The sequence below is a fragment of the Acinetobacter sp. WCHA55 genome (assembly GCF_002165305.2).
GTDB lineage: Bacteria > Pseudomonadota > Gammaproteobacteria > Pseudomonadales > Moraxellaceae > Acinetobacter.
Map to the genome: position 1 here is coordinate 1,935,508 of NZ_CP032286.1, position 25,422 is coordinate 1,960,929.

Sequence of the window (25,422 nt, forward strand, 5' to 3'; positions counted from 1 at the left end):
ATTATTTTTCTCTAATGAAACGCGTCAACTAAACAAAACGTTATTACTGATTCAAGAGCGCCCTCAAATTCTTCTGTACTGCAGGCCATTCAGTTTTTAAAATACTGTACACATACGTATCTCTTAAAATATCGTTTTGTACAATTTGATGGCTTCTAAGTACCCCATCTAATTTTGCCCCCAAACGCTCAATCGCAGCCCGACTTTTAAAATTAAAAGAAGACGTACGAAACTCAACCGCAATACAATTCAAAGTATCAAATGCATGCGAAAGTAGCAGATTTTTACACTCCGTATTGACATAACTGCGCTGTGCGGACTGGCTATACCATGTTGAACCAATTTCAACACGGCGGTGCTCGGCTTCAATATTCATAAAAGTCGTCATCCCTAACAGCCGACCACTGTCTCGTTCTTCCACCGTAAATGGCAACATACTGCCCAGCAGCTGTAAATCTAGTCGACGTTGTATTTCGGCCGTCATCTGCTCAGGTGAAGGAATACGGGTATACCACAGTTTCCACAACTCGCCATCACACACTGCATCACACAGTGCTGGTGCATGTTCAAACTTAAGCGGTTTTAATGTAATTCGTTCACCTTGTAAAACTACAGGCTTGAAGCACTGCATAGCTAATTCCTTATATTTTAATTCGTTAAATTGGATAATCTGTGGCTAGATTGACTCAATTTTTGATGTTGCAATCAAATGCATCGCATCTGCTATCTCAACCTGCCCAGTTTCTTTCAGTGCATTCGCCACACCCAGAATATCTCGGTGTTCTTTGTTTTGGCCGAGTTTCAATTTGCCTTGCAACTGAGTAATTTCGATTTCGATCCCCACAATTGCTTTTAACATAGGTTCAAGATAATCCTTAGGTGCATCCGACATTTTCCATGGCTCTGGCTGTGTTGCTTCATGAGTTCGTGTCAAACGTGCCACCACACCACGCACATAGCGTTCATCATCCCGAATAGTCACACGACCATAAGCATGTACCACTCGATAGTTCCATGTCGGCACTTGCTGATGATGCTCTTGTTTACTCGGATACCATTGTGGTGAGATATACGCATCTCCAGCTCGAAAGACCACCAACACTTCATCACCATTCTTCAGGTCTTGCCAAACAGGATTATTTCGAGAGACATGAGCATGTAATATCCCAAATTCTGTATGATCGACTTGTAACTCAAAAGGTAAATGGTTTGCATCTAAACCACTTCGTCCATGGGTAAACAAAATACCCAATGGATAATTCTGTATGAGCTGATGTAGCTCTTCAACTTGAGTGACTTCAAATTCTGCAGGGATATACACAGCTTTGCCTCCTTGAGCTCGTTATTGCTGTATTTGTTGTTGTAAATTCTCTGGTTTAATTGGATTATTCAAAAGTACCAGTATGTATTACTTTGAGTAGACCAGAATTATGGCAAGAATGGCAAAAGTTGTAGAACTTCCTTCTATCGCAAAGCTTAATAAAATGCAGGGACAAATAGCCGCCCAACTGATTCAAGCCTTACGACAAGCAGTACAAAATGGTGATTTACAAGCAGGCGATCCTTTACCTTCATCGCGAGAATTGGCGATGACATTGAGTGTTTCGCGTGGCACCATCATTGAAGCGTATGATCAACTCTTAGCTGAAGGGGTTTTAGTGGCACGTGCGCGTCAAGGTACTTTCGTTTCAGATGCCTTATCGCATTCAAAGTCTCAACAAACTCAGGAGCGGAGAAATACTCTGCCTACTCACATTCAGCTAACAACCGCAGCTCAGGCCTATGCTGAAGTATTGAAAGAATTTAAACCGCTTCCCCATCTTCCTTTTGCAGTCTCTGTACCTGTTGGTCGCACCCAACCAAATGATATTTGGAGAAAATTTGGCAATCGCTACCGCGCACGGGGCGTCGCAGCACCCTCTGGGTATGATGATCCGCAAGGTGTATTTTCCTTACGTGTTGCAATTGCTGACTATGTTCGACGCTCTCGTTCTGTACACTGCGAACCTGAGCAAATTGTGATTACCAGTGGCATCCAACAGGCTCTATATATCTGTAGTCAGATTCTATTTAAAGCACAAGACCAAGTTTGGGTCGAAGACCCTGCTTACAGAGGGACAACTGCTCTACTAGAAAACTCAATACAACCTTTACACATTGTTCGTGTTCCCGTGGATGAAGAAGGAATTCAGGTCGATACAGGTATAAACCTTGCGCCCAATGCCCGTGCTGCCTTTGTCACTCCTTCTCATCAATACCCAATCGGCATGCCGATGAGTTTGTCTAGACGTACAGCATTACTCACGTGGGCCAAACAGCATAGTGCTTGGATTATTGAAGATGATTATGACAGTGAACTGCGCTACAGTGGTCAGCCTTTTCCAGCCTTGCAAGGGTTAGCACCTGAACAAGTCATCTATTTAGGGACATTTAGCAAAGTACTTTTCCCATCACTGCGACTCGGCTATGCCGTACTGCCCAAAGCTTTGGTTGCTCCTTTTTGTGGATTGCGTGTTTTGATCGATCGTCATCCTCCCTCTGCTGATCAGCATGTTCTGGCTGCCTTTATTCAAGAAGGTTATTTAGAACGCCACATTCGACGAATTCGCAATGCCTATGCAGAGAACCGAAGATATTTGATTAACATGATTGAACGCTATATTCCAAAACACTTAGGCTATTTGCAAGCTGGAGATCAAGGCATGCATATGGTGCTATGGCTTGCACATTACATGGATGATCGAAAAGTCGCACAAGACGTACTGGATGCTGGTATCGCAATTAAAGCAGTTTCACCAACCTTTTCCTTGGAACGTAAACGCTCTGGTTTAGTGCTTGGTTTAGGAGATTTTGAGCTGATTCAAATCGAACGTGCTGTACAAAGTTTGGCACATGTTCTTAAGCATCATGAACAGCCGTTTGATGTGAAATAAATTCACGTGATTTATCATCAGGTTTATAAGCGACTGCCGCCCATTTTTTCGTATAATGTCGGCGGCGCTTAGTGGCCTTAAAATTGCACTGTAAATCTGTTTTAAACCAAACAATGGAAATACTTAACAGAATTTACAAATTAAATGAATATGTTAAAGACTACAAACAAAATGAACTCAACAAAAGCAACATGGATTGGTCTAGCTGCCATTGTATTATGGAGTTTAATTATTGCTCTGATTAAGGAAGTGAGCAATAGCTTTGGGGCGATTGGTGGAGCCGCCCTCATTTACTCGTTGGCCTCTGTTTTTTTGTTGCTCTTATTTGGTTGGCCTCGGTTAAAAGAATTTCCTCTTCCTTATCTGATATGGGGAAGTTTACTGTTTGTCTCTTATGAAATTTGCCTTGCCCTGTCCATTGGTTACTCAACCAGTAGTCGACAAGCCATTGAAGTTGGTATGGTGAACTACCTGTGGCCGACCTTTACCATTATCTTTGCGATTGTATTTAATAAACAAAAAGCCAATTTTCTCATCGTACCCGGCTTTTTTATCTCGTTGGTAGGAATTTGTTGGGTACTGGGCGGCGATCAAGGATTAAGCTTTAAAGGCATGCTCAGCAATGTGCAAAATAACCCTCTTAGCTATTGTTTGGCATTACTCGGTACTGTGCTTTGGGCTTCGTATTGCACCCTCACTGCAAAAATGGCGAATGGTAAAAATGGGGTAACTCTCTTTTTCATTTTAGTTTCAATTGTGCTTTGGGTTAAATGGTTTTTGTTAGGTGAAAGCTCTTTGAGTTTTGAACTGCAACCCACCATTTATTTAGTCCTTGCAGCCTTTGCAATGGGGATGGGATATGGTGCATGGAATATTGGTATATTGCATGGCAATGTCACCTTATTGGCTGCCGCATCGTATTTCATTCCTGTACTTTCGGCCGTCGTTTCGGCCGTCATTTTAAGTACGCATTTAACTTTCAGCTTTTGGCAGGGCGCTTTGATGGTCTGCTTCGGTGCTTTATTGTGTTGGGTTTCAACCAAAGCCAAAGCTTAAATTCTTAACAATAGAGTCTATTTCAAACGAATTCTCAGCGCTGATTCTTATTTTTAAAACCAATGACTGAATAAAAAAGCCAACGTATGCAATGTCGTCGTTGGCTTTAATTACTTTAAACCTGTTGGGTGGATATTAGCGTTCACGCAATGCTTCTTTGGCTTTGTTAAACGGTTTAATTAAATAGTCCAACACTGTCTTATGCCCTGTTTTAATATCCACAACTGCCACCATACCCGGTGTAATGTTAAATTGTTTACCTTGCTTATTGATAAGTTTGTCAGAGTCTGTACGGATATAAGCACGATAATAGAACTGATCTTGTTTGACTTCATCTCTTAATGTATCGGGTGAAATGACCGTCACTTTTCCATGCAAACCGCCATAAATTGAATAATCATAGGCCGTCACTTTCACCAAAGCATCTTGATCTGGTCGAATAAAAGCAATATCGCGTGGCGATATGCGGGCCTCAATTAAAAGCTGTTCATCTAAAGGAACGATGGTCATCAATTTTCCATTTTGTGGAACAACGCCACCAATGGTCATGACATCAATTTCTTTGACAATACCTCGTACAGGTGACTTGAAAACAGTACGCTGTAAGGTATCGGTTTTGCCTTTAATCACCTGTGCTTGCGTTTCAATATCAATATTAGCCTTGGCCAACTCTTCCCGTGCTTTCACATAATATTGATTGCGGATATCGTTCATCTGATTTCGAAGGTCATTGGCCTCTCGTTTCAAACGAAGCACCTCTACTTCACTGGCTGCCCCTTTTGCGACGAGGGGTTCAGTCATCGCAAGCTCCTGTTCCACCAAAACCAAAGCCTGACTTAGGCCAGATACCGAATCATTTAAATTTGAACGGCGAGATTGATATAATGCAGTTTCTTCACTGACTAACTTCGGTATTTTTAGTACATCTTCTGGAAACACCAAGGGAGCAGCGTTGACCTCCGCACGAAGTCGTGCCGCTGTCGCTTTTGACGCAATTAAGAGTGACTCTGACTCACCTACATTTGAAGCAAAACGCGTTGGATCTAACTGTGCTAGAACCTGCCCTTGCTTTACAATCTCTCCTTCACTGACATACAGTTTAGTTAAAATCCCGCCTTCTAAAGACTGAATCGATTGTTCTTTGGACGATGGAATAACTTTACCTGAGCCTGTAGAGACTTCTTCTAATTCAAAAAACCATGCCCAAGCCAGTAAAACGAGCAATCCAATACAAATCACCCAAATGAACTTGCTGACACTCGGTAAAGGCGGTTGAAAGTTGAGGGCCGAAACGCTTTTTTTACTCGACTCCATTTGACTCATGACTTTAGCACCTCAGCAGCTTTTTGTTGTTTTGATTGATTTAAAATCTGATCTCGCGGTCCATCCATCACGATCTTTCCATCGTTCACCACAATAATCCGATCGACAAGTTCTAAGACCGCACGACGATGTGTCGCAATAATCATAGTTTTAGGTCTTAACCAGTGCTTTAAATGATCAATTAGTTGTTTTTCTGTGACTTCATCTAAAAATGATGTTGGTTCATCAAGCAGTAAAATATTCGGCTGACAAATTAATAAGCGTGCCATTAATAAAGCCTGACGCTGTCCACCTGAAAACCCTGTACCACCTTCTAAAATTTGAAAATCGAGCCCTTCCTTTTTAGCTTGAATAAAATCGAGTGCACCTGTGATTTTTAGGACATTTAAAATTTCTTGATCACTGGCCAGAGGTGCCCCAAGTGTCAAATTCTCTCGAACTGTGCCAAAAAAGAGATGTGCATTTTGATTGAGCAATCCCATATCTCGCCTTACATCTGCGGGATCAATCAGTTTTAATTCCAGTCCATCAAGTTTAATTTTGCCTTGTGTGGGTTCTTGCATCCCCGATAACAACTGTAATAAGGTCGATTTACCTGCACCATTTCGTCCAAGAATCGCAATTTTTTCGCCAGCTCTTATGACCAATTTAGCAATGTGTAAGTTGGGCTTTTCATCTCCATCGCTGTATTTAAAGCTAACATCTGTTAAGTCATAATCACCATTGATCATAGGTCGATGAATTAAATGTCCCCGTTCAGGTTGATCAACAGCACGTTTCATCAATTCATCTAGACCTGTTTTTGCAACTTTTGCCTGTTGTAAGCGCCCAAGTACCCCTGCAATTTGGGCTATAGGTCCAAGCATTCGAGAAGACAACATCGAACATGCCACCAATGCCCCCGTTGTCATTTCACCTTTCATGACCGCAAAACATCCCACTAACACGACAACAGCAAAGGTCAACCCTTGAATCTTCTGTGTCCATGCATTCAACACACCCACCAACTTTCTCTGACGCATGGAAATATCTGCAGAAATTTCATTCATGCGGTTCCATTGATTTTGAAACCGAGACTCAGCTCTAAGCAGTTTAATGTCTTCAATACCCTGTACCACTTCAACGAGCATAGCATTACGAATTGCACCTTCACGCATACCTTCTTTCGCTAGTTTTGCTAAAGGCTTTTGAATCAGTAGACCCGGCAAAATCATCAAAGGAACAACCACGAGCATGACCCAAAACAGATTGCCACCAATAAGCCAGAAGATGACTAAGAACATCAAGAAAAAAGGTAAATCGGCAATTGCTGAAATGGTGGTTGAAGTCACCAGTTCACGAACCCCTTCTAATTCTCTAATTTGAGAAATAAATGTCCCTGTTGATTTTGAACGTTCTTTATTTTTAATGCGTAATGCATGGCCAAAGACCCGATCCGATATTTTTAAATCTGCTCTTTTACCAATAATGTCAGATAAGAAAACCCGTGCAACGCGTATCGAAAACTCAAAAATTGCAGCAATTAATACCCCACCTGCCAGTACCCACAACGTTGGGATTGACTGTGCTGGAATAACACGGTCATAGACATTCATAGAAAATACGACGGTTGCTAATGCAAGGATATTCGCCATGAGAGAGGCAAACATAATGTCGATATACCGTTTCCAGTCTTGTAATACGATGCTCCAAAACCAACTGGCTTCATAAGGTTTGATGTATTCATCGACACGGACATCACTCACCGATTTTTCAGGTCGAATGATATAAACAAAGCGAATATGTTCTTGTAGCTTCGTAATGGTATAGGTTTGTGTAAGCCCTTCGTCAGCGCTGAATTGGATGCTGATATTGCCATCTGAATCTGCTTTTTCAATTACAGCGACTTGTCCATCCGATAACTCGACAACAACAGGTAATAACCATGGATTGAGCAAATCTTGACTGAATGGTACTTGACGTAAACTCATCCCCAGTTGACGGGTTATGAGTGTCAGAGTCTCTACGATAGAATCACTTTGATTCCAGTTGAGTTGCAAACGAAGTTGTTCTTCTGATGTTTCAATACGATAGTGCTTTGCAATACGAAGCACTGCTTTTAGCCATGGTTGGTAATTTAATGAACTGCTCATGACACCACCTCAAGTCCCTGAATAGGCGTATTATTTAATTGATAAACAGCTCTACTACGGCCAGTAATTTCAATATATCGAATCAGTGCTGTATAAATATCATAGCGAGCAGCTTCAATTTCCTGAGCAGCGCCATGTATTGCTTGTTCAGCATTGAGCAAGTCAACAACAGTTCGTGTGCCTAATTTATATTGTTCTTGATAGAGTTCTTTGGTTCGTTTTGTGGTTTCACGTCGTTGAGCAAGAACCACCATTTGCTTTTGCTTGCCTTCCACTTCTGTCTGAATCAAACGAGTTTGATCCAATACATCTAAATAAACAGTGCTGACTTGTGCTTTGGCTGCTTCCTCTGCATAGCTAGCGGCACGGTTTCTCGCACTAATTGCTCCACCTTGAAAAAAGGTGCTTGAAGCTTCGAGCATGATGGAATTATAAAAACCATCATCTTCGTTATTATTTGGATTACGACCATTTACCGCCTGACTTAGGCTGCCTTTAATATTAAAAGTCGGATAAACATTTAATTTGGTTTGTTGCTTCTGAAATTTTGCAATCTGAACCGCCGTTTGTGCGGCCATCATTTTTGAAACGTTATTAAAATCAATTTCATCGTATAACCCTGCTTTTTCAACTAAAAAACTTGGCATATTTACATTTATATTTGAAACGTCGTATCCCAATAAAGTTCTGAGTTTTTGTTGATACTGATGCAACTGGGCTTCCTGAAACACCTTGGTCGATTGAGCTGCTTCTAAATTTGACTGTGCTTGAATCGGATCTGCTTGGCTACTGATACCAGCTTGTGCACGTAATCGCGCAATTTCAGCGATACGACCAATACCACTAATTTGTTGATCGGCAATTTTTACGAGCTCTTCATAGCGTTTGATGTTCACAATTGCATTGGCTACTTGGTATGAAATATCATCAATTTCAAGTAATAACTGCGCTTGGTCTTGCATCAACTTTGCTTGTTCAACTGTCACAGCACTTTTTACTTTGCCGAAGTCATAAAGCATTTGTGTCGCAGAAATACTAAAAACTTGTCGACCACGCTCTCCTGTCGTAAAGTCACCAGTATTAAATCCTCCTGAAATTTGAGGAAAATACTGTGATTTGACGGTATCAATATTTGCTTGCTGCTGAGCAACTTCCGCAATGCCTTGAGTAATTTCCGGACGACGTTGCAATGCCTGCCGAATCGCATCTAAAAAATCCAGTTGGCTTCTTTTTGTTACAGCGACAGACCTTACACTACTACTTGGTATGCCAGCCGTCACTGCGGCGGTTATTTGGGGTAACTCTTGGACTGACGATGTATTGGTGAATAAACGATTAAAATCATCAATTTTAATCGTATTTGATTGATCGTCAGGTTTAGGCTGCCATATTTGATTGATTTTACTTTTAACAGAAGATGGTTGTTCTGTGTTGGCACTTGCAAATGTCACGGGAAACAACAAAGCAAAACTTAAATATAAAGAGGAGTGCCAAAGACCAGAATTCTTAAGCATACAAATAAAATACGTTCTTTTTTCGGCAATCGACCATTTGTTCATTAAAAAGATGGATTCAGATTTTGATTCAGAGCGAATCATTTCCTTTTTTTTCATTTATAAAATTTCTCATTTGCCAACATGCGCACTTGCTGTGTCTTCGGGTACTTTTTTTCTGTTAGCAATTTTTGCATGGCTTCCTGGCCTTTCTTTTTATATATTTTACAATAGGTTGCTGAAACAGCCAACTCATCTAATGCTCGCCACTCATAGATACTTGCATCCACAAATAATCCGTCTTTGGGGCTAGGAATATCGATAGCTTGCATAGCAAAATAGCAAGCTAAGTCAAAGTCTTTTTTTAGCCGATAGTAACGTGCTAGAGCATAGAGTGGTTCAGCACGCGACTGATTTGAAATCCATGATTTTAAATATTCACGATGAATGATGTCTTCATCTAACCCTAGACGTTCGGCCATTTGTGCCGCCCGAAATTGGGCCATCCAGCGCTCTTCCTCCCAACCAACTGCTACAGCACGCTTTAAAAAATACTCTCGTGCTTTTTCAAACATGCCAGCATCACGGTAACTTTGTGCCAAATAAAAAACATAGCGCAAATTATCTGGCTCATCTATGAGTCCTTGTTCCAGCAAAGCAATATCATTGAGATATGTATTTTTATTTTTTGCTCGAGCACCATCATGCTGAACAAATATGTTCAAGCCTTCAAGTGTTTGCCAACGATGTAATTGCTGTGAGTGAAGATATTCATGTATGACCCCTTTCCAACTCCACTCTAGAGCTGTAGAAATCATGGCATTACGTCGATAACGCAAAGCGCCATAAATCACTGGAAAATAATAGGCTTTCGCCGTAAGTGCAGGTAAAACAAAATCTTCAGCGGCTTGTAACTGTTCATCCGCATCAATGAATAAGAGATAATCCGCAACAGGCAGATCTTCTGAGACAGCAAGCTGTAGTGCCTCTGTACGGTTGTACCCAAAATTTTTCCAAGGCCGTTCATATAGCTGCCCAGGAATGTCTTTTAAATAGTCTTGAATAATGTCCTGAGTACCATCACTAGAACCAGTATCTACAATGCACCATGAATCTATCCAAGGTTTAACTGACGCCAAACATCTTAAGATGACATGCGCCTCATTTTTAACAATCATATTTAGGCGAATATGCTTTTTCATTTATTACTTATATCCAATTCATCAAATACATAGAGAGGAGATGCTTTGTGTTTAAACCCACAAAGCATCCTTTTTTATTCCTTTCCTTCTGTTTAGAAGATGATCTGATTATTATTTAATAAGGTCTGAAGTTGATCCTCTGCTGTAGCGCCTAAACTACTGGCTGTAATGTTTTCTAGCACCAACAAGTCTGATTTGACAGTAAAGTTCGTTCCACTACCATCTCTGTCAATTGCAATCACTGCATGTCCATTTACATCAGTTGTCACAGAAATATAGTTACCTATATTAGTCGCAGTCTGATGTCCATCGAGCAACGCAGAAACATCAATTTTATCTGCCCCCAAACCAACCGTAAAATCAGTCCAAGTGTCAGTGCCATTACCACCTCTAGCATCTAAATTATCTAGAAGTTCATATAGCGCAGTGTCATTACCCGCACCACCTGTGAGTGTGTCATTGCCTGATCCTCCAATCAGCAAGTCATTCCCTGCGCCACCAATGAGTGTGTCATTTCCATCTCCGCCACGTAACAGATCATTACCTGAACCACCTGTTAATGTGTCATTTCCAGCATAGCCATATAAACGTACAGCTTCTGTTTCCGCAGAATGGTTTAGATTATCAATGACATTGGAGCCTTCAAATATAAACTCATCACCATTGCTGAAACTATCGAGTAAGTTCACATCAATTAAACTTCCACCACTCTTCGTTGAAGAGGCACCTTGGCTATCAATAGCAGTCATTGAAACCGAATCAAGTACATTTGCAGTCAACAAATTACCTGTGAGTAATGTGCCATCTTCTGCACGCATTTCAACTGCTGCTAAAAGTTCATTGATGGCTAAATTGCTGATTGTTCCACCATCGACTGCCGTAATGATTAATGTATTGCTATAGCCGAGTAGATTGAGTAAACCACCATCTGTCACTGAGGTCACTTTCAAACCTAGCTCAGTAGCCAACTCCGCACTGACGCTAAAGTAAGCACGTGTTAAGCCAACATTAACTACAGGTTGGTAAACCAATTCAACACGTTGCAAGTTGTTGTTTTGATCAATGACTGAGTAAGACTGACGACTTAGATCCACTAAGCCAAGCGCATCGACACCAATCAAACCTAAAAGACTCGATACATCTAGGCTAATTTCAGGAGCAACATTGTTTGGATCAAAGTTAGGCTGATATTGATTAGCGTCTTCTAAACTACCAACTGTTAAGTCCACGTTATGTGTATCAGTATCACCATCACCATCTTTGATCTCAATATCGATATTCAGCTGATCATCAGCTTTAATACTGTCATAAGTTATTTGGTCAAGCACTTGTTCGCCAATGATCAGTTTTCCAGATTTAAGTAAGAAATTGATGAGTTCTTCTTGGCTATTAAACTGGTCTAGCAGATCTGATACATCGTCAAGTACGATCACCTGATCAACTGCATTTACCGTATCGGAGGCTGTAATATCTGTAATACCACCTGTTGAACTGATATGTATTTCTGTATTCCCCCCAGCTTCAACAAAGTATAAGTACTGTCCTATATTAATTGAGTTCGTGCCAACACGGCTCGCACCAGACAACAAACCAGATAGATCAATTGCATCACCACCCTGTGCTACAGAGCGAGTATCAAAATCAACAATTGTGTCTATAGCTTTCGATGAAACAGTTCCTTGGTCTCCCGCTTCCCATTTGAACACCACACGACCTAAGAAGCCTGTCATCGTGTCATTGCCTTTTCCACCAATGATAATGTCATTTCCAGCACCACTATCAATTGTGTCATTTCCAGCACCACCACGGATGATGTCTGCAAAATCACTGCCTTTGATGGTATCGTTGCCGTCCAAGCCAAAGATTTGAACAGACGATGTCGCACCACTTTGGTTAAGATTGGAACCGTTATCTTTAATCACAGTAGTATTCGACTGGATTCCGTCAGTAATCAAATTAACATCAACCAAAGTACTCAATGGGGTTGCTGAGCCCACAGCACCATTTGCATCTTCAGCTGTTAGTGTCATATTTGTTGTGAGTTGGACTCCTGAACCCAACAAGTCTAAAACGCCTTGGCCATCTGTGGTTCGAACTGTACTCAAAAATTGATTTAATGCTAAAGCATCTACTTCTGCGCCAGCTTGCAAAGACTCGACTGTCAAACTAGCTTTGAAACTATTACTATTATTTGCAGGAACAGCTGTTACTTTTAACCCTAGCTCTGTAGCTAGCTGAACATCATATTCAAGCCTTAATTCACCATTCAGAGCAGTTTGTACATTCGCTAACAACGGATCTAGAATAGCACTACCCAAAAGTGTTCGAACGAGTGTTGTATCCAACAACGCTGATACTGCACTCAAACTACTGCCTAATATATTGCTAAGAACACTGCCTAATAATGGAATAGGACTCAATGCTGCACTAATACCAGCCTTAACTGCAGTATCTAATGCTCCAATTAATCCTTGTATTTCATAACCAGCGTCAACCTTCACTAAATTATTATTAGCATCCGAAACTGAGAAAGTTTGTGTTTGTGAAAGATCAATTACACCCAATACATTTGCATCAACAATACCCAGTAACCCACCAGTAGAATTAATGGTCGCAACAGGCGCTTCATTTGTCGCTAGACCTTGACCTGTAACTTCTACAGTATAATTTCCAGTGTCTAAATTCACTGTAACCGTTTCACCACGAGCTGTGTTAACAACTAAAGATGTACCTGAACTATCTGTTACAGTATGTGACGTAACAACTCCTGAGTTACCAAAGCTAGCAGGCGGCGTCACGGTCGTACCATCATAAGTAAACGCGATACCTTCAATAGTCACTTTACTGACATGTGCTCCCTCAACATCACCACCAAAAGTTTCAACAGCAGAACCACGATAAGTTTGCGGAACACTCACGACTAGAGTTTCACCATCTTGTGTAATCGTTTGCGTTAAATCTGCTGTACTGTCCGCTGAAGCAACAGGTATACCATCCACTACTTCTAGTTTTAGCACATCATGCGGTTGACCAGCATTGAGAACCGGTACAGTAATCGTGATTTTGTCTGCACCTACTAATGCATGATCCAAACTATGGTTTTGCGTAATAATGTAATCGCCATTGTTATTGATCGTGATACTCAGCGCTGGCTCTGCAAGACCTGCTACTGTTGCAATAAACGGGTCTGCTAGTGTACCAGTTCCACTCCACACCAAAGCGACACCGCCAACAGTCAACTGCACTGATGTACCATTTCCATCAACTGCCGTGACTGGCGCTGAGGTACTATCCATAGCTAAGCTTGTACCTGTTTTAACAGTGCTGCCTGTAACAGGTGGATTTACACCAACTCCTGCAAGTACTGAGTCATTCAGTACTGCTGGAATATCTAAAGTATAGGCTGCATTATCGACTGCTGGTAATGATGTATTACCAACACTGTCAGTAAAGGTCACTTCAGCATGTACATTACCAGCACCGCCAGCAAACTGACTGCCAGGAATAGATACTGTCCATGTATTTCCGGTTAGAGTTGCAGGATATGCCTGACCATTTACCGTTACCATAACTGTTGCTGAGACTGTATCAGCAGGCAACGTTACAGCCCCTGTAACCGTAATATTCCCACCAACTTCGCTGGTATCAATAACATCATCACCAGCAATAGGTGTAAAAATACTGATAGCCCCTCCAACAGGTGGTAATAGATCGACAATGATTGAATCAGTTACTCGATCTACATTACCCCATTGATCCGTTGCTGAAACATCAATCGGATTTTGACCCTCTCGTACTGATACGTTAACTATTAACGTATGGCTGCTCACCTCTAATGGATTCAGAATATATTTGTCACCATTGACAACAATGATATCTCCAACCTGAGCATCTGCACCTAATGTAATTTTTACAGGGGTATAGTTTTTACCACCCATCTCTGTTGGAGTCAGTATGCCATCGCCACCTACGATATTTACATCATTAGGGAAGTCAATCGAACTTACGATGTCACGCGGTGCACCATCAATCTTTATATCTTTAGATGCATCATCCAACTCAGTCCCTGTATTAGATTTAATATCGACATCTAGCGTCTCAGTTTGTCCTTGTGTTACAGGTACATCTAAAAATTCTACGTATTTTTGATCTATGTCAACTTGCGTTACTGTATGTTCTACACCACCCAAAGAAACAACATCTCCTACGCGAACATCCTCACCAATCTGCACACGAACATCGATCGTACTACCTACACCTAGCTCAGTGTTATCAATAATGTTATTTCCATTGGTATCACTTATGACATTCACATTACCAATATAATTTCCATCAGCGACTTCAAAGAATTTAAAGTCTATATCTGTCTGACCATAGCTATTTGAGGCATCAACACGTATGAAATTCAACCCTTCCAATACAGATACAGAAACTTCTATTTCTCCTGCATCAATATTTTGTTGAGTAAGCACATATGGAGTGCCATTTACTATAATGACATCCGTTTCCTTGGCATCTGCACCCAATCCAATCGTTATTGTTTTTGGCCCATCTAGAAGCTCGCGCTGACTGAGTTTTCCATTTCCATTTGCATCGGCATTTAAAGTAATACCTGTAATCAAATCAGCTGATCCACTTACACCTGTAGCACCAGTTTCGCCTGTGGCACCTGTAGATCCTGTTTCGCCCGTAGCACCTGTAGATCCCGTTTCACCTGTGGCGCCTGTTTCTCCTGTAGCACCAGTTTCTCCTGTGGCACCTGTAGATCCAGTTGCACCAGTTTCACCTTTCAAATATTCAGCTAGATCTGAAACTGTAGAACCTACTGGTAATTCACCAGCATCAATCAATAACTCTAAGGCTGATTTTCCATCTGCACCTGTGGCACCAGTCGCTCCATCTGCACCTTTGAGGTAGTCAATCAGGTCATTCGTATCAGAACCCGGTGGTAACTCACCCGCATCGATTAGCAACTCTAGTGCTGACTTACCATCCGCACCTGTAGCACCTGTGGCACCAGTCGCTCCATCTGCACCTTTGAGGTAGTCAATCAGGTCATTCGTATCAGAACCCGGTGGTAACTCACCCGCATCGATTAGCAACTCTAGTGCTGACTTACCATCCGCACCTGTAGCACCTGTTGCGCCAGTCGCTCCATCTGCACCTTTGAGGTAGTCAATCAGGTCATTCGTATCAGAACCCGGTGGTAACTCACCCGCATCGATTAGCAACTCTAGTGCTGACTTACCATCCGCACCTGTAGCACCTGTTGCGCCAGTCGCTCCATCTGCACCTTTGAGGTAGTCAATCAGGTCATTCGTATCAGAACCCGGTGGTAACTCACCCGCATCGATTAGCAACTCTAGTGCTGACTTACCATCCGCACCTGTAGCACCTGTTGCGCCAGTCGCTCCATCTGCACCTTTGAGGTAGTCAATCAGGTCATTCGTATCAGAACCCGGTGGTAACTCACCCGCATCGATTAGCAACTCTAGTGCTGACTTACCATCCGCACCTGTAGCACCTGTGGCACCAGTCGCTCCATCTGCACCTTTGAGGTAGTCAATCAGGTCATTCGTATCAGAACCCGGTGGTAACTCACCCGCATCGATTAGCAACTCTAGTGCTGACTTACCATCCGCACCTGTAGCACCTGTTGCGCCAGTCGCTCCATCTGCACCTTTGAGGTAGTCAATCAGGTCATTCGTATCAGAACCCGGTGGTAACTCACCTGCATCAATCAATAACTCTAGTGCTGACTTACCATCCGCACCTGTAGCACCTGTTGCGCCAGTCGCTCCATCTGCACCTTTGAGGTAGTCAATCAGGTCATTCGTATCAGAACCCGGTGGTAACTCACCCGCATCGATTAGCAACTCTAGTGCTGACTTACCATCCGCACCTGTAGCACCTGTTGCACCAGTCGCTCCATCTGCACCTTTGAGGTAGTCAATCAGGTCATTTGTATCAGAACCCGGTGGTAACTCACCCGCATCGATCAATAACTCTAAGGCTGATTTTCCATCCGCACCTGTGGCACCTGTTGCGCCAGTCGCTCCATCTGCACCTTTGAGGTAGTCAATCAGGTCATTTGTATCAGAACCCGGTGGTAACTCACCCGCATCGATCAATAACTCTAAGGCTGATTTTCCATCCGCACCTGTAGCACCTGTGGCACCAGTCGCTCCATCTGCACCTTTGAGGTAGTCAATCAGGTCATTCGTATCAGAACCCGGTGGTAACTCACCCGCATCGATCAATAACTCTAAGGCTGATTTTCCATCCGCACCTGTAGCACCTGTGGCACCAGTCGCTCCATCTGCACCTTTGAGGTAGTCAATCAGGTCATTCGTATCAGAACCCGGTGGTAACTCACCCGCATCGATTAGCAACTCTAAGGCTGATTTTCCATCCGCACCTGTAGCACCTGTGGCACCAGTCGCTCCATCTGCACCTTTGAGGTAGTCAATCAGGTCATTCGTATCAGAACCCGGTGGTAACTCACCCGCATCGATCAATAACTCTAAGGCTGATTTTCCATCCGCACCTGTAGCACCTGTTGCGCCAGTCGCTCCATCTGCACCTTTGAGGTAGTCAATCAGGTCATTCGTATCAGAACCCGGTGGTAACTCACCCGCATCGATCAATAACTCTAAGGCTGATTTTCCATCCGCACCTGTAGCACCTGTTGCGCCAGTCGCTCCATCTGCACCTTTGAGGTAGTCAATCAGGTCATTCGTATCAGAACCCGGTGGTAACTCACCCGCATCGATTAGCAACTCTAAGGCTGATTTTCCATCCGCACCTGTAGCACCTGTTGCACCAATCGCTCCATCTAACCCTTTCAGGTAATTGATCAAATCATTAATAGTCGCGTCGGTTGGTAATTCACCTGCATCAATCAATAACTCTAAGGCTGATTTTCCATCTGCACCTGATGCACCTGTCGCACCAATCGCACCATCCACACCTTTTAAATATTCAATTAAATCAGTAATGGTTGCATCTGCAGGTAACTCTCCAGCTTCGATAAGCAGGTCTAAAATTGACTTGCCATCTTCACCCGATTCACCTGTAGCACCCGTTTCACCTGTAGCACCTGTAGCACCAGTAGATCCATTTTCACCTGTGGCACCCGTTTCACCTGTGGCACCCGTTTCACCTGTAGCACCTTTAGAACTAGAACCTGAATCATCATCTGAATCATTTGCTGCCCAAGCGATCATACCTCCCGCAGCTAATGGAATTGCAATCCACGCTAATGCAGACATTCCATTATCATCGTAAAGCAAAGGTTCAATATCACTCAAAGTTGAATATGTTGCATTTATAGCATCGCCATTAGCAACAAAATCTACCCATACTAAGGCATTACTACCTTCTAAAACTAAACTATTATCCGATGCGAAAAAACCAACAATTATTATAACCTCTCCATTATTTAAAATAACTTTGAGATCATTCCCTTCTTTTGAAAAACTCTTAACTTCATCTTTATTTAGCTGAAGCTTGACTACCGAAGGATTTTCTTTAGATAACTGAACTTTGTTTGATCCTCCCATATTAGCCACAGCTTCTTTATGAGATTCCTTACCTACTATTGAAATTTGAGTAACCATACAAATAACCCTCTGAAATGGTATTGATTTTTTATTTCCGTCCAAAAATAAAAAAACTTTTTTTTGGTCTTATTAAACTTAAACAACTTTTAGCTACTCATAGCCTGTACGTTCTTATTTTTCATTAAATAAAAAAATGAGTATTAAAAGTAAACTCCTTCTTCTTCTTAGAGTTTTACACTAGTTTATTATTCTTTAAAATACACATGTATAAGCTCACTCAAAACCAACAAATTTTATTAAGATTTTTTAAAATATCTTATCAATATTTCTTTAAAAAAAATAAAAACCCGATTTTTTAAAAATTATTTTTTCAATTAAAAACAAATAGATATATACAAATAAATATTTTAATAAATTGAAAAATGTATATTTAAAAAAACATATACATTAAAAACATAATTGTTTTTTTATGTAACATAAAGAATAAAAAGCACATTTTTTTTATGGATATTTTTGAGAACGAAATCACAATAATATGTATTTATTGTATTTAAAAACACAATATCTCACACACCAAGTACCACCCATTGTCAAAAATATAAAATCACTATTTTGATTTCACACACACTTTTTTTTATTTTAGATACCCATACATCTAAGTACTAAATTAAAATAAAACTAATTTGTATTTTTCTGGATAAACATCACTTGCACAAAATTTGCATATCATCTTTATCAGTTAAAAAAACTAGAGAATATTTTACTAATAAACTCTAGTTCTCTAGTCCAAATAAATTATAGATTTAAGGTCTAGATAAAAGATAACTGTATTGTTTCTTTTTGCTCCTTTAAAACCATTACTAAATGCTTCAATAATATTTCTATATGATCTTGCGTGGTATATATTCCAAAACTAAAGCGCACGGTATTCGAAGCTAACTCTTCATTAAGCCCTAAAGCATTTAATACATGGGATGGAGCTGCATGATGTGAATTGCAAGCAGAGCCACTAGAAACGGCGGAAACTTGTTTAATTGCAAAAAGAATAGCCTGTGCTCGTTCTCCTAAAAAACTTACATTCAAATAATTTGCAACATGCTCAGTAGGATGTCCGTTAAGTTTTACAGGGGTCAGTGCTTGTAAACCTGTTAAAAATTTCTTTCTTAAATTTTGAATGCGCTGTTGTTCTTGAACCAGATTAATTTTAGCCAGTCTGCAAGCTTCCCCCATTCCTACAATTTGATGTGTGGCTAAAGTTCCAGAACGTAACCCTTGCTCATGCCCCCCACCATGGATTTGAGTCTTTATTTGCTTTTGCACGTCTTGGCGAACATATAATGCGCCAATGCCTTTGGGGCCATATATTTTATGTCCAGATAAACTGAGTAAATCAACATGCATCGTCTGAACATCAATTTTTGTCTTTCCTGCGGCTTGGGCAGCATCGACATGGAATAAAATTTGGTGTTGATGTGCAATATTACCGATGGTTTGAATATCAGTTAAAGTCCCTATTTCATTATTTACCATCATCAGGGAAATAAGTACGGTATTGGGTTGAATAGCTTGTTTTACCTGTTCAGGATGAATGAGTCCTGTCCCGAATTCAGGTTGTAAGTAAGTCACCTCAAATCCCAGATTTTCTAAGTCTGCGCAGATATCTAACACAGCTTTATGCTCAATTTTACTGGTAATAATGTGTTTATTTTGATTTTTATACTGATCTAATGTTCCTTTCAGCGCGAGGTTATTCGATTCGGTTGCGCCAGAAGTCCAAATAATTTCTTGAGGATTCGCATGAATTAAATTGGCAACGTGCTGTCTAGATGTTGCTATATGTCTTGCAGCATCCCAACCATAATGATGGGATTGTGATGCAGGATTTCCAAAATCTCCCTCGATAGACAAACATCGAATAATTGCCTGAGTGATTTCAGGGAGAATAGGTGTTGTTGCTGCATAATCAAGGTAAATAAGTCTGCTCATTTTTATCTCTATAGAATAATTAATTTAAAATGATTATAGATGATAAAATTGATTCTATTTATATTGATTTAATCATACCTTATAAATAATGTTAGAATTATAAAAAAATCGTTGATTAGATTATTAATCAACGATTTTCTATTTAAATTAACGTTATTTATAATGAAAAAATAATATTTAATACTATAAAACTCGTGACAGAAAATTTTTGGTTCGTTCTTCATGGGGATGCTCTAGTACTTGTTGAACAGAACCTTGCTCAACAATTCTTCCTTGATCCATAAATACCACATGGTCAGCAACTTCTCGGGCAAAACCGATTTCATGTGTCACAATCACCATGGTTTTTCCTAGTTTAGCTAAGCTTTTGATTACATTCAAAACCTCTCCAACTAGTTCAGGGTCTAAAGCTGATGTTGGTTCATCGAATAAAATCACTTTGGGGTCTAAAGCTAATGCTCTGGCAATCGCAACCCGTTGCTGCTGACCACCAGAAAGCTGTTTGGGCCATGCTTCAACTTTGTCCCGAAGTCCGACTAAACCTAATAGTTGATTGGCTTTTAAAATTGCTTGATCTTTACTAAGCTTTTTATGTGCTAAAGGAGCTTCAATAATATTTTGTAAAACATTTAAATGGGGAAATAAATTAAAATTCTGAAACACATAACCCACAGATTTGCGTTGTTTTAAAATATCTCGTTCTTTTAATTCGTAGAGTTTATCGCCTTTTTTACGATAACCTATAAACTCATCATCAATTTGAATAAATCCAGCATCTACACGTTCTAAATGATTTATCGTACGCAATAAAGTAGATTTACCCGACCCAGATGGGCCAATAATTACCGTCACTGAGCCAGCTGGAATATCAAGACTAATATCGTGTAATGCAGGATGTCCTGCATAGTTTTTAAATACATGGCTCACTTGAATATGACCATTTGCAGGAGATGTTGATTGATTAATTATCATAGCTAGCTCCTATCCGTGCTTGAGTCGTGTGTGGCTGTGCTTTCTTAAAAAAGGCAAAACTATTAATTGCTGACTTACGTTCTCCTTTTGCCAGTATTTTTTCGATATACCACTGCACGAGAGAAAATACGCTCGTTAAAATGACATACCAAACGGCAGCGACCATCAATAATGGAATCACTTCTTGGTTACGGTTATAGATCATTTGTACTGTATAAAAGAGTTCAGGCATTGCCAAAACATAGACAATTGATGTGCCTTTAGATAAACCTACACATTCGTTGATAATGGCTGGAATGATGCTGCGAATCGATTGCGGTAGAATAATGCGTGTAGTCCGGCGCCACCATGACAAACCTAGTGCAGCTGCGGCTTCGAATTGACCATGATCTACAGACAAAATGCCACCACGGATAACTTCGGCAGTATAGGCACTTTGAACAATCACCAAACCGACTAAAGCTGTTGAGAACTGGTCCAGTGCATTGATGGTTTTAAACTGGGCAAAGACCGTGTCGGTAAAAGGAATACCAACATTGATATATTCATATAAATAAGAAAAGTTATAGAGAATAATCAACACCAATAGCAGTGGTAATGATCTGAACATCCAGATATACACCCATGCCAGTGAGCGAATTAGCCAAGATGATGACAATCTCATCATCGCCACAATGGTTCCTAAAATTAGACTGAAAACGATTGACCAAAATGTCAGTTTCAGCGTCATCATCAAACCCTGTAGAATCGCAGGGTTAAAGAACCACTGTCTAAAGACAGGCCAGCCCCAGTTTGGATTAGAAAATATCGATTCTGCGACCACAGCAATTATTAATATCGAAAATGCGACACCAATGTAGCGTAGCGGATGACGTGCTGGAATGATTTTATAGTGTTCTAAACTCATGCGACCTCCTTTTGCAGTAAAGTCTTTCTAAAAGGAAGTCCACCGTGTAAAGGCGCACCAATGTATCGATCAAAATTAAAATCTGGCGTAACTTCAAACTGCGGTTCATAGCCTAGACTCAAATACAATTTCACTGCTGGAATTTGTTTAAACCCTGTGGTGAGAAAGATTTTGCTATATCCCGCAGCAAGCGCACTTCGTTCAAGTTCTTTAACTATTTTTGCGGCCAATCCCTGTTTACGTAAGTCGCGATGTGACCAAATTCGTTTCAGCTCTGCGGTTTCTGCGTCATAACGTTTGTACGCTCCCATTGCAATGACTTCATCATCACGTTTAAGCACAACGAATAATCCATGTGGCGGTAAAAAGTCCTCCGCACCTTCATAGCGCTCCCGATGTGTTGCTTTTTTACGCTCATCAATCACTTGTGCATCCTGACGCGCAAAAAAATCACCATAGATTTCTTCATATTCAGCGAATAACTGATCAAGCAAAGGTTGTGCTTCGGGCACATCAACGGGCATTTGGATAAATTTTTCTTGCATAATGACCTCTTATTTATCCTGAATCAGTGGGTTAATGACTGATTTTGAAATTCCTTCATTTTGTAAATTCCAACGTGTCAAAGCTTGGGTATATTTGCCATTTGCAATCACTGCATTAATGGATGTTTGAATGGCATTGACTAGCCCAGTTCCTTTTTTGACGGCAACTGCAACAGACCATGACCCATCTAAAGTGCCTACTGCTTTAATATTTGCACCATTCGCCTGTTGCCATACGCCCATCACATTCGGAATGAGGTAGGCATCGACACGACCTGACTGCAATGCCAAAGCTGCTGCTGCACCATCTTCTAAATAAATGGGTTGTGCTGGTTTCAGCCCTTTTTGCTGATTATTTTCAATCCATTTCAGCAGCAACCGTTCCTGATTGGTGCCAGAACCGACCACAATTTTGAGTCCCGCGATATCATCTGGCGTTTGAATCGCTTGAATTTTACTGTCTTTGGTCACATAAAAAGTCAACATGTCTTGGCGATAGGTCGCAAAGTCGTATTTCTGTTTACGCTGTTCTGTGACAGCAATATTACTAAGTACGGCATCGAATTTTCCCGATGCCAAACCGAGTGGCCAGTTTTCCCAAGAAGTTGGAATCACTTGAAGTTTTAGACCTAAACTGTCAGCTATTAACTGTGCAATATCAATTTCACTACCAATACGCGTTTGGTTATCTTCTGCCAGAACATGTAGAGGTGGAAAACTGTTTGTTCCCACAGCAACAGTAAAATAACCCTCATTTACAAACTTAAAACCCTGAGGCAATTGAGCAATTGCCTCTTCATTTTTAGTACTATGAATAGCCACCATGTTATTTCTTAAGGTCTGTTGCTCTTTTTCAGAAAAATCAGTTTTTAACCGATTTTCTTGTGTATGAGTTGCACTCTCATTGTTAAAGCAAGCTGTGAGGCTTAAAGCCGCCAGGGTCAGACCAAATAACGCGATAGTCTGAACTTTGTACATGTTAGTCTCCCAAGCCTGGAGGATTAATTGCAGAATGCTGAATCGCTTCTGCCTGCGTCCCCCAACGAGCTAAGACTTTTTTATACTCACCTGTTTGAATCACTCCATTTAAAGCAGTTTGTACTGCATCAACTAAGCCACTGCCTTTTTTTAGGGTTACCCCTAATTCAGCGGGATGAGTTCCACCACCCAGCGCTGTACCCGCTAAACGGATTTTTGCACCATTTGCTGCTTGCCATGCATAAGCAACGTTAGGACCAAATAAAGCATCAACCCGTCCCGACTGGAGTGCTAAACTTGCGGATGCACCATCATCGTAATAAAGTGCTTGCGCTGGTGGCAGCCCTTTCTTTTTGTTATCTTCAATCCAGTCCAACAGTACTTTTTCCTGATTAGTACCAGAGCCGACAATCACTTTTAAACCTGAAATATCATCAGGACCTTGGATGGCTTTAACTTTACTTTTCTCTGCGACATAAAATGCCAATACGTCTTGCCGATAGGTCGCAAAGTCGAATTTCTCTTTACGCTCTTTGGTTACGGTAACATTGGCAATAGCGGCATCATATTTGCCACTGAGGACACCCAAAGGCCAATCTTCCCATGAAGTACGAACCAGTTTCAGTTTCAAGCCCAAGCTGTCTGCAATCAAACGAGCAATATCAATTTCCGTTCCAATATAAGTTTGGTTATCTGGTCCCAAGACACTTAATGGTGGTGCACCTGAAATCGTGGCAACGGTAAAATAACCTGCATTCACAAATTTATAATCTTTTGGGATTTTTTGGCTAGCTTGCTCGTTTTGCGCCACATGAATAGGTGTCATATTCGCTTTTAATTTTGCAAGTTCTTGGCTGTAAAAATCTGTTTTATCTTCTGTTTGTGAAGGCTCACCTGCTGTGCTAGCTGCTTGTGTTGAGGCCTGTTCCTTACTGCATCCAACCAGAGAAACACCTAGCAGTAGTGCTAAACCAATCGTCACAGGTGTTTTATTCAACCGCATGAATGTTTTCCTTTTCAGATTGTTCAAATTGATTTTTAGGTCGTTTTAAAGCAAAACTTGAGCGTAACGTTGTACCAGGATATTCAGTGCGGTATAGACCACGCTGTTGTAATAAGGGCACGACCTTTTCAACAAAAGTGTCTAAAGTTGTTGGTGTTGCGCCAGCAATAATAAAGCCATCTGCGGCATCTTCTTTCACCCATTGTTCAAGCTGATCAGCCACTTCTTCAACTGTGCCAGCAAAAGGTGGCCGGGGTGTAGCCGATTGCAGTGCGACCTGACGTAGGGTTAAATTCTCTGCTTTAGCTTTACGCTTAATTTCATCAGTACCACTTTTGAAACTATTTTCTCCAAGTGTACCCAGTTCAGGAAATGGTGCATCGAGGTCATACTGAGAAAAATCATGGTGTTCAAAGAAACGACCTAAATAATTTAATGCGTCCTCTATCGTGACCAAAGCAGCAGTTTCAAGATATTGACGCTCTACGTCTTCAGCAGAATCTCCAATCAAGACCCCAATCCCTTGGAAAATAAGCAAATCATCTGCATCACGACCATTCTTAATCACTTGCTGTTTCACATCTAAGTAAAATGCTTGTGCCTCTTCCAAAGAGGCTTGATGGGTAAAAATCGCATCAGCATGTTTCGCGGCTAATGCACGACCTGCACCTGATGCCCCTGCTTGGAATAGAATCGGGCGGTCTTGTGGCGAACGCTCTACATTGAGTGGCCCTGCCACTTCAAAGTGTTTTCCTTTATGATTCAAGGTATGTAATTTACTGCGTTCAAAGAATTGTCCTGTTTCTTTATTACGAACAAAAGCACCTTCACCCCATGAGTCCCAAAGCCCTTTAGCGACTTGTAAATATTCATCTGCAATTTCATAACGTTGGCTGTGCTCAGGATGCTGCTTGCGGGTATGATTTTTTGCAGTCCCTTCTAGTGGTGTAGTGACTACATTCCACCCAGCACGACCACCACTTAAATGATCGAGACTGGCAAACTGGCGGGCAATCGTAAATGGCTCACTGTAAGAAGTTGATACTGTACCGACTAAACCTATATGTTTAGTTACACTGGAGAGTGCCGAAAGTAAAGTAATGGGTTCAAAACGGTTGAGAAAATGAGGAATCGATTTTTCATTGATATATAAACCATCAGCCACAAAGACAAAATCAAATTTTGCCCGTTCAGCCCGAAGTGCTACGTTTTTGGCAAACTCGAAGTTAATGCTGGCATCGACCACCGCTTCAGGATGTCGCCAAGCAGACATATTGCCATTAGCACCATGTAAGATTGTTCCAAGTCGAATTTGTTTATTATTACTCAT

General features: G+C 41.1%; 16 protein-coding genes. 2 read left to right on the top strand and 14 right to left on the bottom strand.

The genetic code is table 11. From position 1 onward, the window contains the following. Positions 1-43 precede the first annotated feature (43 nt). Positions 44-631 (bottom strand): GNAT family N-acetyltransferase, encoded by a 588-nt coding sequence (locus tag CDG62_RS12215; RefSeq protein ID WP_087527874.1) that lies wholly within the window; start codon positions 629-631, stop codon positions 44-46. 45 nt (positions 632-676) lie between these two features. Continuing rightward, the gene (locus CDG62_RS12220; RefSeq protein ID WP_087527875.1) at positions 677-1,321 is read right to left on the bottom strand and encodes an FMN-binding negative transcriptional regulator; all 645 of its coding nucleotides are present in this window, start codon (positions 1,319-1,321) and stop codon (positions 677-679) included. 109 nt (positions 1,322-1,430) lie between these two features. Here CDG62_RS12220 and CDG62_RS12225 point away from each other — a divergent pair, with 109 nt between their 5' ends. Beyond that, positions 1,431-2,933: a PLP-dependent aminotransferase family protein gene (locus tag CDG62_RS12225; RefSeq protein ID WP_087527876.1), complete on the top strand. Its 1,503-nt coding sequence runs from the start codon at positions 1,431-1,433 to the stop codon at positions 2,931-2,933. A gap of 171 nt (positions 2,934-3,104) precedes the next feature. After that, positions 3,105-3,989 carry an aromatic amino acid DMT transporter YddG gene (gene yddG, locus CDG62_RS12230; protein WP_087527898.1) on the top strand — a complete coding sequence of 295 codons (885 nt, stop codon included), beginning with the start codon at positions 3,105-3,107 and terminating at the stop codon, positions 3,987-3,989. Between the two features lie 135 nt (positions 3,990-4,124). Here the strand turns inward: yddG and CDG62_RS12235 are convergent, their stop codons facing one another. The 12 genes from CDG62_RS12235 to CDG62_RS12305 all read right to left on the bottom strand — a co-directional run bounded on the left by CDG62_RS12235 (position 4,125) and on the right by CDG62_RS12305 (position 25,422). Continuing rightward, on the bottom strand, positions 4,125-5,312 hold the full coding sequence (locus CDG62_RS12235; protein WP_087527877.1) for an HlyD family efflux transporter periplasmic adaptor subunit: 1,188 nt from the start codon (positions 5,310-5,312) through the stop codon (positions 4,125-4,127). Further along, on the bottom strand, positions 5,309-7,444 hold the full coding sequence (locus CDG62_RS12240) for a type I secretion system permease/ATPase (protein WP_087527878.1): 2,136 nt from the start codon (positions 7,442-7,444) through the stop codon (positions 5,309-5,311). Before CDG62_RS12240 ends, CDG62_RS12235 begins: the two co-directional genes overlap by 4 nt. Then, entirely contained in the window at positions 7,441-9,057 is a 1,617-nt protein-coding gene (locus CDG62_RS12245) for a TolC family protein (RefSeq protein WP_087527879.1), read from the bottom strand. The genes CDG62_RS12240 and CDG62_RS12245 overlap by 4 nt, the downstream gene beginning before the upstream one ends. Further along, a complete protein-coding gene (locus tag CDG62_RS12250; protein WP_087527880.1) occupies positions 9,054-10,139 on the bottom strand; it encodes a glycosyltransferase in 1,086 nt (361 codons plus the stop codon). Before CDG62_RS12250 ends, CDG62_RS12245 begins: the two co-directional genes overlap by 4 nt. A gap of 92 nt (positions 10,140-10,231) precedes the next feature. After that, positions 10,232-17,758, bottom strand: coding sequence for a type I secretion C-terminal target domain-containing protein (locus CDG62_RS19465; RefSeq protein ID WP_213070677.1), 7,527 nt, complete (start codon positions 17,756-17,758; stop codon positions 10,232-10,234). A 753-nt stretch (positions 17,759-18,511) separates the two neighbouring features. Further along, complete coding sequence (locus CDG62_RS12275; protein ID WP_087527882.1) at positions 18,512-19,687, bottom strand: cysteine desulfurase family protein; 1,176 nt, start codon at positions 19,685-19,687, stop codon at positions 18,512-18,514. A 183-nt stretch (positions 19,688-19,870) separates the two neighbouring features. Continuing rightward, the gene (locus CDG62_RS12280; RefSeq protein WP_087527883.1) at positions 19,871-20,659 is read right to left on the bottom strand and encodes an amino acid ABC transporter ATP-binding protein; all 789 of its coding nucleotides are present in this window, start codon (positions 20,657-20,659) and stop codon (positions 19,871-19,873) included. Beyond that, on the bottom strand, positions 20,649-21,566 hold the full coding sequence (locus CDG62_RS12285; protein ID WP_087527884.1) for an amino acid ABC transporter permease: 918 nt from the start codon (positions 21,564-21,566) through the stop codon (positions 20,649-20,651). Before CDG62_RS12285 ends, CDG62_RS12280 begins: the two co-directional genes overlap by 11 nt. Continuing rightward, positions 21,563-22,111 (bottom strand): GNAT family N-acetyltransferase, encoded by a 549-nt coding sequence (locus CDG62_RS12290; protein ID WP_087527885.1) that lies wholly within the window; start codon positions 22,109-22,111, stop codon positions 21,563-21,565. Before CDG62_RS12290 ends, CDG62_RS12285 begins: the two co-directional genes overlap by 4 nt. Before the next feature lie 9 nt (positions 22,112-22,120). Continuing rightward, entirely contained in the window at positions 22,121-23,089 is a 969-nt protein-coding gene (locus tag CDG62_RS12295) for an ABC transporter substrate-binding protein (protein WP_087527886.1), read from the bottom strand. 1 nt (position 23,090) lies between these two features. Next, positions 23,091-24,092: an ABC transporter substrate-binding protein gene (locus CDG62_RS12300; RefSeq protein ID WP_087527887.1), complete on the bottom strand. Its 1,002-nt coding sequence runs from the start codon at positions 24,090-24,092 to the stop codon at positions 23,091-23,093. Beyond that, the gene (locus tag CDG62_RS12305) at positions 24,079-25,422 is read right to left on the bottom strand and encodes an LLM class flavin-dependent oxidoreductase (RefSeq protein WP_087527888.1); all 1,344 of its coding nucleotides are present in this window, start codon (positions 25,420-25,422) and stop codon (positions 24,079-24,081) included. Before CDG62_RS12305 ends, CDG62_RS12300 begins: the two co-directional genes overlap by 14 nt.